Source organism: Flavobacterium sp. KACC 22763 (genome assembly GCF_028736155.1).
GTDB lineage: Bacteria > Bacteroidota > Bacteroidia > Flavobacteriales > Flavobacteriaceae > Flavobacterium.
Map to the genome: position 1 here is coordinate 3,200,767 of NZ_CP117879.1, position 18,416 is coordinate 3,219,182.

Annotated in this window: 16 protein-coding genes; 10 read left to right on the top strand and 6 right to left on the bottom strand. The window is 35.3% G+C overall.

What is annotated here, in order from left to right:
* Positions 1-55: 55 nt before the first annotated feature.
* Complete coding sequence (locus PQ463_RS12930) at positions 56-2,293, top strand: cation:proton antiporter domain-containing protein (protein WP_274254074.1); 2,238 nt, start codon at positions 56-58, stop codon at positions 2,291-2,293.
* A 170-nt stretch (positions 2,294-2,463) separates the two neighbouring features.
* Here PQ463_RS12930 and PQ463_RS12935 read toward each other — a convergent pair whose 3' ends face one another.
* Both PQ463_RS12935 and PQ463_RS12940 read right to left on the bottom strand, forming a co-directional pair.
* Positions 2,464-3,102, bottom strand: a complete 639-nt coding sequence (locus tag PQ463_RS12935; protein ID WP_111378396.1) for a peroxiredoxin — start codon at positions 3,100-3,102, stop codon at positions 2,464-2,466.
* Between the two features lie 293 nt (positions 3,103-3,395).
* Entirely contained in the window at positions 3,396-4,307 is a 912-nt protein-coding gene (locus PQ463_RS12940) for an AEC family transporter (RefSeq protein ID WP_274254075.1), read from the bottom strand.
* Positions 4,308-4,413: 106 nt separating this feature from the next.
* Between PQ463_RS12940 and PQ463_RS12945 the strand changes: the two genes are divergently transcribed.
* The 4 genes from PQ463_RS12945 to PQ463_RS12960 all read left to right on the top strand — a co-directional run bounded on the left by PQ463_RS12945 (position 4,414) and on the right by PQ463_RS12960 (position 6,760).
* Positions 4,414-4,980: a Crp/Fnr family transcriptional regulator gene (locus PQ463_RS12945; RefSeq protein WP_274254076.1), complete on the top strand. Its 567-nt coding sequence runs from the start codon at positions 4,414-4,416 to the stop codon at positions 4,978-4,980.
* Between the two features lie 58 nt (positions 4,981-5,038).
* Positions 5,039-5,503, top strand: coding sequence for a DoxX family protein (locus PQ463_RS12950; protein WP_274254077.1), 465 nt, complete (start codon positions 5,039-5,041; stop codon positions 5,501-5,503).
* Between the two features lie 150 nt (positions 5,504-5,653).
* Positions 5,654-6,061, top strand: coding sequence for an RrF2 family transcriptional regulator (locus tag PQ463_RS12955; RefSeq protein ID WP_274254078.1), 408 nt, complete (start codon positions 5,654-5,656; stop codon positions 6,059-6,061).
* A 57-nt stretch (positions 6,062-6,118) separates the two neighbouring features.
* Positions 6,119-6,760, top strand: a complete 642-nt coding sequence (locus PQ463_RS12960) for an NAD(P)-dependent oxidoreductase (protein WP_274254079.1) — start codon at positions 6,119-6,121, stop codon at positions 6,758-6,760.
* 301 nt (positions 6,761-7,061) lie between these two features.
* Here the strand turns inward: PQ463_RS12960 and PQ463_RS12965 are convergent, their stop codons facing one another.
* Positions 7,062-7,451, bottom strand: coding sequence for a hypothetical protein (locus tag PQ463_RS12965; protein ID WP_274254080.1), 390 nt, complete (start codon positions 7,449-7,451; stop codon positions 7,062-7,064).
* An 84-nt stretch (positions 7,452-7,535) separates the two neighbouring features.
* Here PQ463_RS12965 and PQ463_RS12970 point away from each other — a divergent pair, with 84 nt between their 5' ends.
* From PQ463_RS12970 to meaB, 3 genes are all read left to right on the top strand, one after another.
* Complete coding sequence (locus tag PQ463_RS12970) at positions 7,536-7,748, top strand: hypothetical protein (protein ID WP_274254081.1); 213 nt, start codon at positions 7,536-7,538, stop codon at positions 7,746-7,748.
* A gap of 297 nt (positions 7,749-8,045) precedes the next feature.
* The gene (locus PQ463_RS12975) at positions 8,046-11,135 is read left to right on the top strand and encodes a phage tail-like protein (RefSeq protein WP_274254082.1); all 3,090 of its coding nucleotides are present in this window, start codon (positions 8,046-8,048) and stop codon (positions 11,133-11,135) included.
* A 493-nt stretch (positions 11,136-11,628) separates the two neighbouring features.
* On the top strand, positions 11,629-12,750 hold the full coding sequence (gene meaB / locus PQ463_RS12980) for a methylmalonyl Co-A mutase-associated GTPase MeaB (protein ID WP_274254083.1): 1,122 nt from the start codon (positions 11,629-11,631) through the stop codon (positions 12,748-12,750).
* 158 nt (positions 12,751-12,908) lie between these two features.
* Here the strand turns inward: meaB and PQ463_RS12985 are convergent, their stop codons facing one another.
* The 3 genes from PQ463_RS12985 to PQ463_RS12995 all read right to left on the bottom strand — a co-directional run bounded on the left by PQ463_RS12985 (position 12,909) and on the right by PQ463_RS12995 (position 16,604).
* Positions 12,909-14,846 (bottom strand): LTA synthase family protein, encoded by a 1,938-nt coding sequence (locus PQ463_RS12985; protein ID WP_274254084.1) that lies wholly within the window; start codon positions 14,844-14,846, stop codon positions 12,909-12,911.
* 37 nt (positions 14,847-14,883) lie between these two features.
* The gene (locus PQ463_RS12990) at positions 14,884-15,111 is read right to left on the bottom strand and encodes a DUF8828 family protein (protein ID WP_274254085.1); all 228 of its coding nucleotides are present in this window, start codon (positions 15,109-15,111) and stop codon (positions 14,884-14,886) included.
* A 107-nt stretch (positions 15,112-15,218) separates the two neighbouring features.
* The gene (locus PQ463_RS12995) at positions 15,219-16,604 is read right to left on the bottom strand and encodes an MATE family efflux transporter (RefSeq protein WP_274254086.1); all 1,386 of its coding nucleotides are present in this window, start codon (positions 16,602-16,604) and stop codon (positions 15,219-15,221) included.
* Positions 16,605-16,793: 189 nt separating this feature from the next.
* On the opposite strand from PQ463_RS12995, the gene PQ463_RS13000 reads away from it, so the two are divergent.
* Positions 16,794-17,312 carry a hypothetical protein gene (locus PQ463_RS13000; protein ID WP_274254087.1) on the top strand — a complete coding sequence of 173 codons (519 nt, stop codon included), beginning with the start codon at positions 16,794-16,796 and terminating at the stop codon, positions 17,310-17,312.
* 166 nt (positions 17,313-17,478) lie between these two features.
* Positions 17,479-18,414 (top strand): DUF6268 family outer membrane beta-barrel protein, encoded by a 936-nt coding sequence (locus PQ463_RS13005; RefSeq protein ID WP_274254088.1) that lies wholly within the window; start codon positions 17,479-17,481, stop codon positions 18,412-18,414.
* The last annotated feature ends 2 nt before the right edge of the window (positions 18,415-18,416 follow it).

Consider the following 18,416-nt stretch of genomic DNA (forward strand, 5'->3'; position numbering starts at 1 on the left):
TTCATTTGAAATAAAAAACTGGATCAGCCACTTAAAAAAAATACCACGTTTTTATATGATTGCATTAAATGCCGCAGCCGAAAGTACACACCACTTACAACCATTAATTAGTGATTTGGGATTAATCCTGATGACTGCCGGAATTGCCGTTCTATTATTTAAAAAATTAAAACAACCTTTGGTTTTAGGTTACCTGATCGCAGGATTTTTAGCCGGAAACCATTTTGATTTTTTCCCATCTATAACCGACATGAAAAGTGTCGAAGTCTGGGCCGAAATTGGGGTTATATTTTTACTTTTTAGTTTAGGACTCGAATTCAGCTTTAAGAAACTAATGAAGGTTGGAGGGACTTCGTCTGTCACCGCCATAACCCAGATTTTGTTTATGACCGTAATTGGCTACGCAGTCGGACAATGGATGGGTTGGGGAAAAATGGACAGTATTTTCTTGGGCGCAACACTTTCTATTTCGTCCACAACCATTATCATCAGAGCTTTTGATGAATTGGGAGTAAAAGGAAAAAAATTCGTTGGAATTGTTTTTGGAGCTTTAATCGTTGAAGATATCGTTGCCATCTTAATGCTTGTCTTACTGTCAACTATTGCCGTGAGCGATCAGGTTTCTGGAACCGCATTACTGCAATCTGTTTTAAAACTTATTTTCTTTTTAATTATCTGGTTTTTAGGAGGTATTTTTATCATTCCAACTATTTTCAAAAAAGCAAAACATCTCTTAACCGACGAAATGCTGCTGATTATATCTTTGGCATTATGTTTAATGATGGTAATTTTTGCTTCAAATGTAGGTTTCTCTCCAGCGTTAGGTGCTTTTATCATGGGATCTATTATCGCTGAAACTACGATGGCAGAAAAAATTGAACATTTAATTCAGCCTGTAAAAGATTTTTTTGGTGCCGTTTTCTTTGTATCGGTCGGAATGTTAATTAATCCTGTAACATTGGTAAATTACGCCCTTCCTGTAGCTATAATTACTCTATTGACCATTTTTGGAAAAGCTTTTAGTTCTTCTATTGGAGCATTAATTTCTGGTCAGCCGTTAAAACAATCAGTTCAAACCGGAATGAGCTTGGCGCAAATTGGGGAGTTCTCGTTTATTATAGCCACTCTCGGAATGTCATTAAAAGTTACAAGCGACTTCTTATATCCAATTATTGTGGCTGTATCTGCAATTACCACCTTTACTACTCCATTCTTAATTAAATATTCAGAAGGATTTGCTTTATACTTAGAGGCTAAAATGCCGAAGAGATGGGTTAAGAACATTAACCGTTATAGCGTGAATGCACAAGCCATTAAATCTGTCAGCACTTGGCAGATTGTTCTTCGTTCATCGATCACACAAATTATTCTTCATACCATTATTATTACTGCCATTATATTATTGTCTTCTAAATTTGTAGCGCCATTGGTTGCCGACACAAGATTCGGAAATACTTTGGCAGCTTTGCTTACGCTAGTTGTAATTGCACCATTTTTATGGGCACTTTCTCTTCGCCGAGTTAAAGTAGATGAAGTCGAAGCGTTATGGGAAGAACGCAAATATCGTGGAGCACTTTTAATGCTGATTTTGATAAGAATGAGTCTTGGCTTATTCTTTGTCGGATTCTTATTGAATATTTTCTTCTCTCCTTTAGTGGCTTTCGTAGCACTTATCATTGCCATCGGAGCTTATCAAATTTTCCCTAAAAAACTAAATGAGCAATACCATAAAATTGAAAATCACTTTTTGAAAAACCTCAACGATCGTGAAAACAAAAAAATCGACAGACGATATGCCAATTTAATGCCGTGGGACGGACACATGTCTTTCTTCGAAATTAAAAAGGAATCTAATCTGGTTGGACAGACTTTACAGGAATTAAAGATTCGTGAACAATTAGGAATTAATATTGCTTACATAAAACGAGGAGAAGTCACAATTCCGATTCCTACCAAAACAGAGCGTTTATTTCCAGGCGACGAAATTTGCGTAATTGGAACTGATGCTCAAATTGCAGAATTCACAAAATTCTTAACTCAAAACGAAACCGAACCACCTGCAAAAGTAGAAGAAACCGATATTGTTTTACGTCAGCTAGAAGTTTCTCAAGATGAATTCATTCAAAAAAGCATCGGCCAATTCAGAGCCAAAACAGACGGAATGGTCGTAGGAATTGAGCGAAACGGAAACCGTATCCTAAATCCAGAATCTAGTTTGATCTTAGAGAAAAATGATATTCTCTGGGTTGTTGGAGATAAGAAAAAAATGAATGCTTTGTTGGCGACTAAATAAGTTTCTGAGATGCTGAGATGCTGAGATTCTAAGTTTTTCTCTTGCCTCTTTTTAAACTTTCGTAAAAAGTAAAGCGCTAAGATTTCATTATGAAATCTTAGCGCTTTTTATATTCATTATTTTGAAAAAACTTAGAATCTTAGCATCTCAAAACTTAGAAACTCAGAATATTATTTATTCGGCTGCGGAGTCAATCTCAAATAAGGTTTTATTGGTGTATGTCCTTTTGGGAATTTTGCTGGAATATCGCTATCTGGAATTGCTGGTGCAATTACCACATCTTCTCCATCTTTCCAGTTGGCTGGCGTTGCAACACTATAGTTTGCTGTCAATTGCAAACTGTCAATTACACGAAGCAATTCGTCAAAATTTCTTCCTGTTGAAGCTGGATAAGTCAGCGTTAATTTGATTTTTTTATCTGGTCCGATAACAAAAACAGAACGAACTGTAAATTTATCACTTGCATTTGGATGAAGCATATCATATAAATTAGCTACTTTTTTATCCTCATCAGCAATAATTGGGAAATTTACTTCTGTATTTTGAGTCTCGTTGATATCTTTAATCCACTCTTTGTGCGAATCTAAACCGTCTACACTCAAAGCGATAACCTTAGTATTTCTTTTTTTGAATTCTGGCACATAGTTCGCCACAGTTCCCAATTCAGTTGTACAAACAGGAGTAAAATCTGCTGGATGCGAAAATAAAACACCCCACGAATCTCCTAGCCATTCGTGAAAATTAACTGATCCCTGAGTGGTCTCTGCGTGAAAGTCCGGAGCTATATCGCCTAATCTTAATGTTGACATAATTTCATTTTTTTAGTTCATCTAAAATTAACTAAAAAATGCATTTAGAAAACATTCAAAAGGTAAAAAAAAGTTAAAATTCTACATTCTCTATCTAGTTAGTATTTTAAACTTATTTGAAGCGCAATTATAACACATAGAAACATAGCTTTTATAATTCTAAAAAAGGCGTTTCACTTGCATTAATAAACAGAGACTATGTGTTAGAAACTAGTTTCTTTTAATCTTCTCTTTTAGACAAAGAAAAAGCTATGTCTCTATGTGTTTAAAAAAATATAACCAACGATTAAAGATTATATAAAACCCAGCACAAAATACCAGAAAGCAAGCGTGATAAAAGAAATTGGAATTCCGAAGCCGATCATCATACTGCTTAGTTTTGGTTTTAATCCGTAAGTCGAAGCAAGGATTGCACCTGTGATCATGGGCGCCATAGCAGTTTCCATAATCGTAATTTTTATAACTTCAGAATGCTGATTGAAAATAAAAACATACAGCACAAAAATTACAAAAGGAATTAAAAGCAGTTTAAAGAAAAGTCCAAGTCGTAAAAATTTCCAATGCTGGCTTTTTCTATCAAAAGTCAATTGTAAACCAACAGAAAGCAAAGCTAAAGGTGTTACTAAACTTCCGATTTTCAGTAATACAGATTGGATATTTTCATTTAAATTATAATCGAAAATATTCATCAGGCATGCCAAAACAAACATCAGAAATGGCGGAAACGTGATGATTTTTTTGAAAATCCCTAATGCGTTTGGACTTCCCTTTGAATAAAAAGCCGCAGTAAAAACGCCAAGTGTAGAAACCACCACAAAAGTTCCAGGCTGATCTACTAAAACTGCAGTTTCTAAACCTTTCTTTCCAAACAAAGCTTCGATAATCGGATAACCCAGAAAAGAGCTATTGCTTAAGCCAGCCGTTAGAATCAAACATCCTATCAATTTATTTGACCAGCCATTTCTTCTTCCCAAAAAATGAAAAAAAATAAAAGCCAAAATATAAGTAATCCACCCCGCTCCTATTGGAAACAGCAATTCGCTGCTCCATTTTATTTTAGGAATATGATATAAAGTAATCGCAGGAAGACAGAAATAAATAACAATTTTATTGAGCGTCTTATAGATATGAGTAGGAAACTGTTTTACGTGCTGCAAAACTAAGCCCAGCGAAAGAAAGAGAAATATTAGTATAAAGTTGTTCATATCATGGCGTCAAGACAAAAATAGGAAATTATAAATTGATGAATTGAACAAATTATCTCCTCTCTTTGAGTTTTTTGTTACTTTTAATATGTAATTCGAAAAATCTATGCAGCAAATAAGGGATAATCTTGAACTAATGACCAAACTTTCTGATGAAGACTGGAACATCTTTTCGTCAAAACTCATTCGTCAGGAATTTTCGAAGAAAACTGCGATACTTCAAACTGGCCAAATAGAAAATTATCTTTCTTTTATAGAAAAAGGAATTCTTAGATATTATGTTCCTTCTGAGAATAAAGACTTAACGTTTACTTTTGTATTTGATGGCGAATTTACAAGCGGATATGATTCATTTATTACCAGATTACCAATAAACTACACTATCGAAGCACTTTCTGACACCATACTTTGGCGCGTTTCTTATAATGATCTTCAGGACATTTATGCCGAAACTAAAGTTGGCAATACTATAGGCCGATTAGCAAGCGAAGATTTATTTATTAAAAAATCAAAGAGAGAGCTCTCTTTGCTAAACGATTCTGCAGAGCAACGCTATCTTAACTTATTCACCGAGCAGCCTCACTTAATACAAAAAATTCCGCAAAAATACCTTGCCTCTTACATTGGCATTACTCCACAAGCTTTAAGCCGAATCAGGAAACGCATTTATTAACCTAGGTTCATTGTTTTAGGCTTCTTTACTGTGCAACTTTGTGCAATAAAAAAAAGATATGGAAACCTTAATCGTGCTTTTTGGAGTTTTTATCGCCATACTGCTTATTATTTGGCTTACCACTAAACGGTTTGAATTAGCATTTGCGGGAAGAGTAGCCATGGCGTCTATGCTGACATTTACTGCTGTTGGGCATTTTGTTTTTGCTAAAGGAATGGCGATGATGATCTCTTTTTTGCCTTGGGCAAATGCTATTGTGTTTGTTACAGGAATCATAGAATTAATTGCTGCAATTGGATTGCTACTGCCAAAAACTAAAATCCTTACAGGAAAACTGCTGATTTTATTCTTTATCTTACTCCTACCCGCTAACATTTATGCCGCAAGCCATAATATCAATTTACAAACTGCCGATTATACCGGCAAAGGCTTATCGTATTTATGGATCAGAATACCAATGCAACTTCTTTTTATAGCATGGGTGTATTTTTCTTCACTAGGAATCAATCAAAAATCAAAATAGTCAATAAGGAAATTGTACGTCACTCATAATTAATGATGTGCATTTTCCTTTACTTTTATTTTATGTTTCTAATTACTTTAATTAACTTTAAGTTAAAATTGTTTTTTGCATTACAAAAAGACGTAAATTTGTAACATATTTTATTACAGTATGATTTCAGGTAAATTTGCCATAACGATTCACATTCTTACTTTGCTCCATAAATTCCCAAATGATTATTTGTCATCGGAGTTTATTGCGGGAAGTATTAATCTAAATCCTGTTTTGGTCAGAAAAGAAATTGCCAATCTAAAAGCACACCATATTGTAGAAAGTAAAGAAGGAAAAAATGGCGGTACAAAATTGGCAGTAAATGCTGCTGATCTGACTTTAAAACAAATATTCGAAATGACCTTTGAAACGATTGGTTTAGGTTTTGCAAAAAATCAGCCGAATCCCGATTGCCCTGTTGGAAAAAACATCAATCAGCATTTGGAAGTTTTATACAGCGAAATGAATCAAAATGTCAGCAAACAGCTGGAAGGAATTTCATTGGAAGATTTTTCGAATCAGTTTTAAAACTATTTTTTTAATCCAAACTGTAACATTTTTTATTACTAAATAAATTTATATATTATGAAAATCGCACTTATTGGAGCTACAGGATTTGTTGGCTCAGCAATTTTAAATGAATTAGCAGACAGAAAACATGAAATTACTGCTATTGCAAGGACTCCAAAAGATACAGCAAACGCAACTTGGGTTGCTGCAGATATTTTTAATGTTGATGCTCTGGCAGAAATCTTAAAAGGTCACGATGCTGTTGTTAATGCTTATAACCCAGGATGGACTAATCCTAATATTTACGATGACTTTTTAGCAGGTTCAAAAGCTATTCAGGAAGCGGTTAAAAAATCAGGCGTTAAACGTTTCATCACAATTGGTGGAGCTGGAAGTTTATATGTTGCTCCAGATTTGCAAGCCGTTGATACTCCAGATTTTCCAAAAGAGATTTTCCCTGGGGCCAATGCTGCAAGACATTATTTAAATATTATTAAAGAAGAAAAAGATTTAGATTGGGCATTCTTTAGTCCTGCTTTCGAAATGCACGCTGGAACCAAAACAGGAAGAACTGGAAAATACCGTTTAGGTTTAGAAAATCCTGTTTTTAATGACGAACAAAGAAGTATTTTATCTGTAGAAGATTTGGCTGTTGTTATTACTGATGAAGTAGAAACTCCAAAACACCATCAAGTTAGATTTACAGCTGGATATTAATTCTTTTAAGATGCTAAGGTTCTGAGATTCTCAGCTACTAAGTTTTTTTGCCGCGCCCCAAACGATGGCGAACAGGCGAAGCATTTACACAAAATTTCTGTTATTTTTTTTGTTTTTTATATCTTCCTGAGCGAAGTCGAAGGACAAACAAAGAAATTCCACAATACTACTCAGACTCGACAGATTTTAACTCCGCCCCGAAGTATCGGATCGGAACTGTCGGGTCTTTTTGCGTTAAGCTATTTGGCTAGGTCAACTTTGACCAAAAACTATTTTAATTTTTCTTTAAAAAAAATCGCACTCAAATTTTCATGTTATTATCCCGATTTTCATAAAATGAAATCTCTTTTTCTAAATGAAAAACAACCTTTTTTAGACTTTCAATAGTATCTTTTTGTGTTTCTGCCAATTTTTTATACGTCAGATCATTTTCTGAAGGAATAATTTCCGGTTGATAGTTATCGCTATAATCATCTTTAAGCATCAGACCTTCACTTTTCAACAACCATTCACAACTATACTTGGGATATTTTTCAACTATTTTTATCACCCACTTGGTTTGAATATCACTGTTATTAGCCATTGCACGATACAAAACGCCTTTACTAGCGCCAATTATCCGCTCTAATTTCGCTACAGTAACACCTTCATTATCAGCTATTTTCTTTATATTTTCTAAGATCACATTCATTAAAGTAGGAAATTTCCCTTATTTTTCTTTTTTAGTTGAAAATTATCACCTATCTTTGTTTCTAATTTTAAAACAAAGTGAGCAATGGACAAAAGTAAAACAAAAATCTATAAATCCTACGACTCTAACATTCTGGAAGCATTGTTTTTAAAGTATGGCGTTTCAAAATATTATATACGTCAGAGCATCAATGGTGCAGTTCATGGAGTCAAACCGGATAATATAAAAAAAGACTATATAAAAATGGAAAAAGCAAACAAAGATTTAGTGTTAAACCTAATTCGAAAAACACTTTAAAAAAGAGAATTAAATATTTAAAAACAACACAAGTAAAACTACTGTCTGCACTATATAAACTTACACTCCAAGTTTTAACCAGCAGTTTCGCCTCCCCTATTTCCCCAAAAAGATTACTTGGAGGCACCTTATCATCTTCATAAGTCCTATTAGCAAATAGCACTTATTCTTTACCACAAATACCACAAATATAGGCGAGTACCCATTAAAGGTATTCAAAATATATGTCTTTTAATGTCTTACTCTTAGGGTAATGATTAAGAGGTGTATTATTTAATAATATAAATGATTTAAATAATGAAGAAAAATCTATTTTGCATGTGGCTTATGCTCATAGCCATATTATTCTCGGCAAACACGCAGGCCCAAATGACCATCGGGGGCAAAAAAGAGCCCGAGGCTTTCTCAGTGCTCGAACTCCTCAACAAAGGCGGACTTAGACTGCCTCAAATGACTACTGCAGAACGCGATGCCTTTGCAGTAAAAAACAACGAAAAAGGAAACGGGCTTACTATTTACAATAAGACAACCAATTGTGTGGAGTATTGGAATGCTTCTCGCTGGGTAAGTTTATGCGATGGTACATCTCAGGCGACAATAAGCCCGCAGCCTTGTATAAATGTAGCGGCTGATGGCAGTGGCTGTGACCAGACATTTAAGATTACAGATCCTGACTGTCCTAATGGGCCATTTAACATCAGTATTGTTGCTGGAGGCGAATATGCATCTTTAGTTGATGTAGATAATGCTAACGGAAGTTTTAAAATTAACTTTTTTCCAAATGAAACTATAAATCTGCATACGGTATTGGTACGTGTTACCAGCACCTGTACAAGTTTATATAAAGAGTTTTTATTCTCTCAAAATGGGGTAGACTGCAGCTCTATGTCGTATGCAGTGCCTACATTAACAGCATCTGGAACAGTTTTATGCGCTGACGGTTCGGTATATTTATCTGTTCCTGCCAATACGGCGAATCTTGATAAATTAATCTGGACCCGTAACGGTATTGAGGTTGCCCGCGGCGTTAATTATTATATCGCAACACAAAAAGGAAAATACAATATTTCCATGGGTGCTGTGGGCTGTAACACAAATGCAGGGAATGAAAAAAACATTACGGAATCTACTACAGTGGCACCAGCCAGCATTGCAGCATTAGCTTCAAATAATGGTGTGCTTTGCGGTACAAATTCAGTCACACTTTCAGCATCCGGAACTGCGGGTAGTGTAGTTTGGTTCCATAATGGAGTTGAAGAAAAATCAGGATTAACCGTTAATATAAGCGGCGATAGCAGTGTGGGCGATTGGTTTGCAGCGGTAAAAGACGGAAGCTGCTATTCTAAACAGTCTAACACTATTAATGTGACGAAAAGTGCAGCTAGCGTGCAGATAACTGTTCCTGACACTGATATTTTGGTGAACGGAAAACCGTTAAACACCATTACATCATTCTGTGCTGGCGGAAGTCTGGATTTAAGCATCGCTAATAAGCAGAGCGGAATCACCTATACTTGGTATAATGGCAATGACGTTATAACGGTTAACCCATTTATAGTGCCGGCTTCTCAGAGCACCATGACACTTCGTATGATTGCTACTGATAACACCGATGCAAAATGTCCTGCAGAAGCGCATGTAATTGATAAGAATATCACAAGTGGCAATACACCTTCAAAACCGACAATAAACAGCAGCAGCAACAGTACACGCTGCACCGGTTCGGCAGTTTTAACTGTTTTAGAAACGGGCACTTACACTTGGTACAAGGATAACGTTAAAATGAGTGAAACCGCTAAAGAAATTACGGTTACAGAAGACGGCACTTATGGAGTAACTATAACCAACGCAAGCGGCTGTACAAGCCCTATGGCAGTAAAAACAATTTTAGGAAATTCAAGTGCACCTGTCATTTCGTGGAACCCGGCTCCTCCTGCTCAGGCTACTTATAATTCTGTAATTGATTTTTCTCTTACCACTGCATTCAATCCTACTTCTTATGTATGGACTAAGGATGGCGTTGTAATACCAAATATTACTGGACAGACCGCAACAATTACGCTTCCAAGTACTGGAAGTTCTGTAAAAATTGGGGTGACAGCTAAAAACGACTGTGGAGAACAAACAATTTCACAGGATATAGCATTAAACGATGCATGCCCTACGCCAGTTATTACTACACAGCCTGCTTCGCAGTCTATAATAGCAAAAACGAGCGTTACGGTAAAAGTAGCGGCGAGCGGCAACAATACAAAAACATATCAGTGGTTCCGCAATACCTCTGACAGTACAACAGGAGGAACACCTGTAGGAAATGCCATATCATATACTACGGCAGATCTTACAGAAGGCATCTATTATTTTTACTGTATTGTAACAAATGGCTGTACAGGCAATCCTAAAGCAACATCGCAAACAGCCAAGATTACGGTAACTAAAAATCCAGCCGATATACCTTTAGGAACCGGAACCTTAAGTGGCAAGACCTGTTTTGATGTTGTACAAATAAATAATAATGCAGATTGTGGCACACTTGCCTCCCGTTCTGGCCAGAAGGCAGATTTTAGTCCAACTTATACCTATACATTTACCCCTCAAGGCACTGTAACCAATTTTCATTTTACATTAGTAGAAACAGTAGGGGCAGGCAATATTGTTGAATCATATACAACCAGCGGTTATACAGTAACGGTAAAATACAAAGCAGATTTGTACAATACAGCAAAAGGGCTGTCTACTGCAGATGCATTTAAACTCACTATATATGCTATTTTCAATGACGGAACTGGCACAGAGAAAGCAGTAAATCTTACGGCACAAATAAAAGACTGTATGTGTTGCGGAGCTATGATTAGTCCTACAGAATGGAGAGGCTTTATGTGTCATAACTTAGGTGCTGATAGAACTTTGGATCCTTTTACTTTAAATACCGGATTAATAGGATCATATTATCAGTGGGGAACATCTACTCCTGCAGTTTCTTATGTGAATTTTAACAGTCCTGCATTTAGAAGTGCTACCACATGGGTTGATGCTAGCGGTAAAAAAACAGCAAATGATCCTTGCGATGCAGGCTACCATATACCTACAAAAGCAGAATGGCAAGGACTTATAGATTATTATACTACTAACTCTTCTTTGAGAAAGACTGTAGGTAGTGCTACATCCCCTGGGTTAGGCGGTGTTTTTTATGGCACCTCATTAATGTTGCCAACTACAGGAATTAAGACATCTACAGGGACATTTAATAGCCAGAGTACAGTGTATCAAACTAGTGCATATACTGGTAGCAATGGTCAATCTTCGTCCTTTGCCCCTTACCAGAGTAGGGTTGCCTTATCTGATCAGAATTGTGGAATGCCAATACGCTGCATAGCTGACAAATAAGAAATTTAATGTTCGGAAATTGGTTTTCAGGAAAATAATTTTCTTTATTGCTATGGCTACCTAAACAATAAATATTACCAAAGAGGACTTTTGCGCTTTTCATTTCCTGTCGTGAGACAGGTTTGAAAAGCGCATTTTTTTTAGACTTACTGTTTTGGGTTTACGCAAGATAAAAGAATACCACAGCCAAAGGAAAATTTAAAATGACACGCCAGAAACTCTACAGGGCACAGTTCTAAAAGTCTTTGTTAAAGATCTACACACATAATCATTCCAAAAAACGAAGCGCCCGCGCTAACAATAGACAAAGTAAGATTGCATCTTTCCCTTGCAAGGCCAACCAAATAAGCCACAACTTCTTACTCAAGAAGCAAAAAAAGCTATAATAGATTTGCGTAATTGCTTTGCCTGTTCGCATTGTTCGAGTCGTAGCAAACTAACTTTTTGAAACTGTTTTTGTTTTCTGTACTTTTACATCTCTAAAAAGTGCGTTTTGTCAAATTCTAATAAACAAACTGGCAGTATATCTGAAAAAGCTGGAATTTCACCTCCTGAAATCACCAATATTGCGGCTATCAATCAAATTAAAAGCAAACGCAGACAACAGCCCACTTCTCAAGAATTAATTGATGGTATTTTAGAAGGAAACAGAACTTCTCTTAGCCGCGCGATTACTTTAATTGAAAGCACCAATCCAGACCATTTTGATAAAGCTGGCGAAGTGATTCAAGGCTGTTTAGCTCATGCCAATAAATCAGTTCGAATTGGAATCACGGGAGTTCCCGGAGTTGGAAAAAGTACTTTTATTGAAGCTTTTGGAAAACATCTGACACAATTAGGAAAAAAAGTAGCAGTTTTGGCAGTTGACCCAAGCAGTTCGCTTTCGCATGGAAGTATTCTCGGTGACAAAACCCGAATGGAAGAATTGGTAAAAGATGAAAATGCTTTTATTCGTCCAAGCGCTTCTGGAGAAACTTTAGGCGGTGTGGCTCGCAAAACCAGAGAAACCATTATTCTTTGCGAAGCGGCAGGTTTTGATACTATTATAATCGAAACAGTCGGTGTTGGCCAAAGTGAAACCGCTGTTCACAGCATGGTCGATTTCTTTTTGCTTTTAAAGATTTCTGGCGCTGGCGACGAACTTCAAGGCATTAAACGCGGTATTATGGAAATGGCAGACGCTATTGTCATTAACAAAGCTGACGGCGATAATATAAAAAAGGCCAATCAGGCGAAATTGGAATTTAATCGCGCTTTGCATTTATTTCCTCCAAAAAAATCAAACTGGCAACCTAAAGTAACTACTTGCAGTTCGCTGATAAAAGATGGCATTGCGGAAGTTTGGAATACTATTTCTGATTATTTTGAAATGACAAAAGAAACTGGATTCTTCCAAGAAAAAAGAAATGAACAAAATCATTTCTGGATGATGGAAACCATCAACGAACAGCTTAAACAAAATTTCTATAATCAACCAGAAATAATTTCGCTTTTAGAAGAAAGCAAAAAAGCAGTGCAAAATAATGAGATTTCATCTTTTGCAGCTGCTGCTGAGTTATTAAAATTGTATTTTAATAAAGGTGCAAAGGCTCAAAGTGACAAAGGTTCAAAGTAGAAAAAGTCGCTTTGCTCCTTTTAATTCCTCAATAATCTCGATACACAATCTTGTCAGTTCGAGCGGAGTCGAGAACCCGCAAAGCATTTCAATTTCTCTAAAAAGAAAAAGGTTCAAAGTAAAAACCTTTGAACCTTTGTAACTATGAACCTTTAAACCTATTTCTTAGGCCTAAGCTTATATTTACTCTCTTTATACAAATTTCCTGCTGTAATCACATGTGCTAAAGCATCTTTTGCTAAATCTTCGTTCAGTTTTACAGGAACTAATGTTGTATCATTTTTGATTTCAAATTGCAATGGTTTCAAATTTGGCTGCATGATCACAACTTGATTCTCAACTCTAAATGCATTGATATCATTAAACTGCATAATAGATCTTCCTTGCACTTTCGGATCCAATTTACTTAGGTTTCTACCTACCATTGGAGTTTCAAACGGAAGTCCTAAATAGCTTAACAATGTAGGCGGAATATCAATCTGACTTGCCAATCTGTCATAAACAGCTCCTTTTGGAACTCCAGGTCCCATAATAAATGCTGGAATATGGAATTTATTAATTGGAACTAAATTTTTACCGTAAGTTCTGGTATTGTGATCAGCAATTACAATAAAAATCGTGTTTTTAAAATACGGTTCTTTTTTAGCCATTTCAAAGAATTTTCCAATTGAGAAATCGGCATATTTCATGGCATTATTTACTGTATTAGGCTTTTTATCATAAGGCTTAATTCTTCCTGTTGGATATTCAAATGGTTCGTGATTTGAAGTCGAGAACATTAAAGAGAAAAATGGTTTGTCTCCTTTTGATTTGAAATACTGATTGGCTTTTGTAACCAAATCTTCATCAGAATAGCCCCAAGTTCCTTTGAAAGCATATTTATTTCCATCAGACTCAAAATCACTTTGGTCTACGATGTCTGTAAAACCATTTCCGTTGAAAAACGAAGCCATATTATCAAAATTCGCCATTCCACCATAAATGAAACTTGTATCGTAACCTTTTTGTTTTAATGCGTCTGCCAATGTAAAAAATCCTTGTTGTGAATTTCCAAGCTTCACTACACTTTCTGATGGCGAAGGCAAAAATCCAGTTACTACCGCTTCAATTCCACGCACACTTCTAGTTCCTGTGCAATATAAATTGGTAAACAGTAATCCTTCTTTAGACAATTTATCAAATTCTGGAGTTAATGGTTTTCCTCCTAAAATTCCAACGTACTCTGCACCTAAACTCTCTTGTAGAAAGATCACCAAATTGTATGGCTTTTTCATAACAGAATCTGGTTGCTGCACATGTAAAAACGGAATTTCTTTATCTGTAAAATCACTTGGACCAGCGATCATGTATTTTTTTACACGAGCAATAGCTTCGGCCTCATCCATTTTACCATACATTTTGGTATTTCCTTCATTTTTGATCGAATACGCCGCAAAAGCAACGGTATAAAATGAATTTAACCCTAAAGTATTTGTAAGCTGATCTGTTGAGAAAACAGCATTACTAGCATTAATTGGACGCTTTGAAGTCAAACTTGAACGTGCTCCGAAAAACAATAAAAAAGCTACTAATGGGAATACCATTAATTTGAATTTATATTCTGTACTTGTAGTATAAAATAATTGTTTCCCTTTTTTGAAAGCAAAATAAATTACAACTCCAAGAATTAGAAAAGTCACAATGATTGAAGTCAGATAACTTTTTAAAAGCATTCCAACCACTTCTTTTGGATAAATAAGATAGTCTAAGAAAATCTTATTCGGACGAGTATCATATTGTTTTACAAAATCTGGAGAAGCTAATTCTACAAAAAGAATTAAAAACAGAAATAGAAAACTATAAATTACCAGAAATTTATTGGTAAACTTTATCGCCTTATTCGGCAAAAAAGTGATTAACAATGCTGGAAGAAACGACAAATAACAAAGCAATATCAAATCCATTCGAAGACCGATTGGAAAAATATACCAGAAATCTGGCGTCTGCACTACTCTTTCTTTAAAAAGAAAAAACAGAAAGATTCGGCTTAAAGTGGTAATCAATAATCCGATCAATATAAAACTGAAAATAGGTTTTAAGAAACGTAAATTTTTCATTAAAAATAGTATAAGAACGTGAGATTAGAAAAACAAATTACTCTTCGTAACGGTTAATTTCTCTGTCATAAAACTCATTAGCTTTTTCAATTAAACTTTCCATTTCGGCGTTTAATTCAGCTTCATCAAGATCATCTGGTTCTTCTAAAAACTCAACCTCATCATCTTTCAAATTGATAATGAATCTTGGGTAATCTAGGTGAATGATAAAAATATCGTCTGGAAAATCAGTGTTATCTCCAAGTAAAAATTTAGGTAATTCCATATCTATTTATTTTTTTTAATGGTTATTTTTTAGCCACAGATTATACAGATTAAAAGGATTTCTCCTGACTTTAGACTTTATGATCTTTGACTTGTTTTTATTCAAATTTAGTTATTTGAAACTGACTTGGTAATCAATTTCTTTGTTAAGTAATGAAAACGAATGTATAAACAAATTGCCGCTGCGGTTAAACCTGCCAAAAGTCCGATCCAAACTCCTTGCGCCTTTAATTCGGTGTGTTCTCCTAAATAATACGAAATCGGAAAACCAATAACCCAATAGGCCACAAAAGTAATGTACATTGGTACTTTTACATCCTGCAATCCGCGCAATGCTCCTAAAACCACAACTTGTATTCCGTCAGAAATCTGGAAAATTGCTGCAATTAAAAGCAGTTTTGAAGCAATTCCTATCACTTCTTCGTTATCTAAAATTTGTCCTGTATTTTCCATATTCAAGAAAATATATGGCAGATAGTCGTGGAAAACGATAAAGAAAATCGCAAAAATGGTTTCTAAAATTATAGCAAGCAAAAAGATAGAACGTGCCACAACAATTAGTTTTTTATAATCCATCAAACCTCTCTGATTGCTGACACGAACCATAGAAGTAACGCTTAATCCCATTGCAAACATAAAAGTCATCGATGCCAAACTCAAAGCAATTTGATTTGCCGCCTGACTTGTTTTTCCAATATTCCCACAAAGCCAGATAGAGGCTGTAAATAAAACCACCTCAAAAAGCATCTGCATTGCAGAAGGAAATCCGATGCTGATAATCTTATTTATAGTTGCCTTTTTTATTTCATTAAAACTAAATCCTTTAAAAAAGCGCTTTAAATCATCTCTTCTCGAAAGCATAATATGCATGAACATTACCAAAAATATTCTTGAAATCACCGTTCCTAAAGCAGCGCCGATAATTCCCATTTTTGGAAAAATCCAAATTCCGTAAATTAAAACATAGTTTATACCAACGTGAAGAACGTTTGCCATTACCATGGCATACATAGAATATTTGGTTAATGACATTCCGTCTGCAAACTGTTTATATCCCTGATACATTACCAACGGAATTAGAGAAAAAGCCACCCAGCCTAAATAAGGTTTTGCTAATACAATAACATCTGCTGGCTGTTTCAGCAATTCCATTATTGGTTTGGCAAACATAATTACCGTAAAAAGCACCACTCCTAAAATGGTACAAAGAAATAATCCATGATGAAAAGCAGAGCGAATTTTAGTGTCATTTTTCTCAGCATCACCTTCTGCAACAATTGGCGTAATAGCTGTAGAAAACCCAATCCCTAAAGACATGGCGATAAAAATCATACTATTTCCAAGCGAAACCGCCGCTAGTTCTGTGCTTCCTATTTTACCAACCATTATATTATCGACAATACCAATTAAGGTATGTCCGACCATTCCTAAAATAACAGGATATGCCAGTCTTAAATTATACGAAAACTCTTTAGTGTACTGCTTTAAATTCACTTCTATTCTATTTTGTGCGCAAAGATAGTCAGAAGCTTCGAATTCTATCCTATCTATAAAAATATATCCCAATTTTAAGACAAAAATAAGATGAACTAAATATTATGTAACGATTTTTAAAAATTGTATAACAAACTCCAAATGGCTTGCATATAATTTTACATCATAGAAATTTCAAAAATATAAGCCATGAAAAAATTACAGATGTTATGCCTAGCTGCTTTCACATTTTTATTCGCCAACACCACATTTGCTCAAGAGACAGAAGCAACAAATTACGATCAAGGTTTTAGATTAGGTTTTGGCTTAAATGGGGGATTGCCAACCGACAATGATTACGACTGGTCTCTTGGGGGAGATGTTCGTTTACAGTATGATCTTTCCAAAAAAACATCGTTGACCTTAACAACAGGTTTTACGAATTTATTTATGGGAAAAGACGATCTTGGAAATGACATAAAAGATCTTGGATTTATTCCGGCCAAAGCAGGTTTTAAAGCTTTTGTCTTAAAAGATCAATTTTATGTTTTAGGAGAACTGGGTGCTGGTTTTGCTGTAACAAATGGGTACAATCAAACCACATTTTTATGGGCTCCAGGAATTGGTTATGCCAACAAATACATTGATTTAAGTGTTCGTTACGAAGATTATCATGATTTTAGAACCAATCAGGTAGCATTGCGTGTTGCTTATGGTTTTCAACTCTAAAAAATAGGTTTAATTTATTATTTTGTTTTTGGTAAAAACCCGATAGTCTAAATAGTCTGTCGGGTTTTTTATTTTATACCATTGGTCAAAAGAAAAGTGCTAGTAGTCAAATGATTTTTTGGGATTGATTTAGAACGCGGTAATTCGCAGAAAAATTAATCAAATCATGAACAAAACAGTTTTTTATCTTTCGCAGCTTTTTCTTTTTTTACTGGCTACCCTTGCTGCACGCTCACAATCTGGAATTTCAGGTGAATTCAAGGTCGATTATGTCCCTTTTTCTAAATATGTACGACCAATGGACAGCACAAAAACAAATGCCGAAAGCAATTTTAAAAGAGCGCAATTGGCTTTTGAAGTTCCGCTATCTTTAAAAATGGACAAATACGATCATCCAAAACTCTGGTCAGTATTTTTTAGTGGCAGTTATGCCAAAATGGAAAACAGAAACTATAATATTCAAGATCTTCCCGCAGCATTTCAAGGCGGATTTCCAGATGAATTGCTCAATACACAAATTGGAATCAAGCATTTGCGTTCCATTTCTTCTTCGTGGTCGCTGTTAATAATGGCTTCTGTAGGCGTTTATACAGATATGGTTGAAATTAATAAAGACGATGTCCTGCTTCAAGGTGGAATTCTTTTTATCAAACAATTTAATCCTAAACTGGCTTTGGGTGCAGGTCCAGTTCTGACTAATAGTTTTGGTGTACCGATGGTTCTTCCTGGAATTTATTTTAACTGGGAATCTACAGGAGCTTTACATTTTAAAGTTGCTTTTCCAGAAGGTGTAGAAATTGGCTATCGAATGTCTGATACTTTTGACTTAAAAGCAGTAGCCGAAATAAGCGGAATGACAGCTGAAACCAAAATTGGAAATAAATCTACACTACTTGGATATCAGCAAATAATTGCAGGCTTAAGACCTCAGATGAAATTTGGAAAGCATTGGATTTTAGAACCAACTGGAGGAACTACTCTTCTTCGTAGTTTTTCGACAACAAACCGAAAAATTAAAGAAATTTTCAAGGAAAAAGATATTGCCGATCCAAGATTCACCACTACGTTTTATGGAGCAATAGCGCTGAAATGGAAATTCTAGAG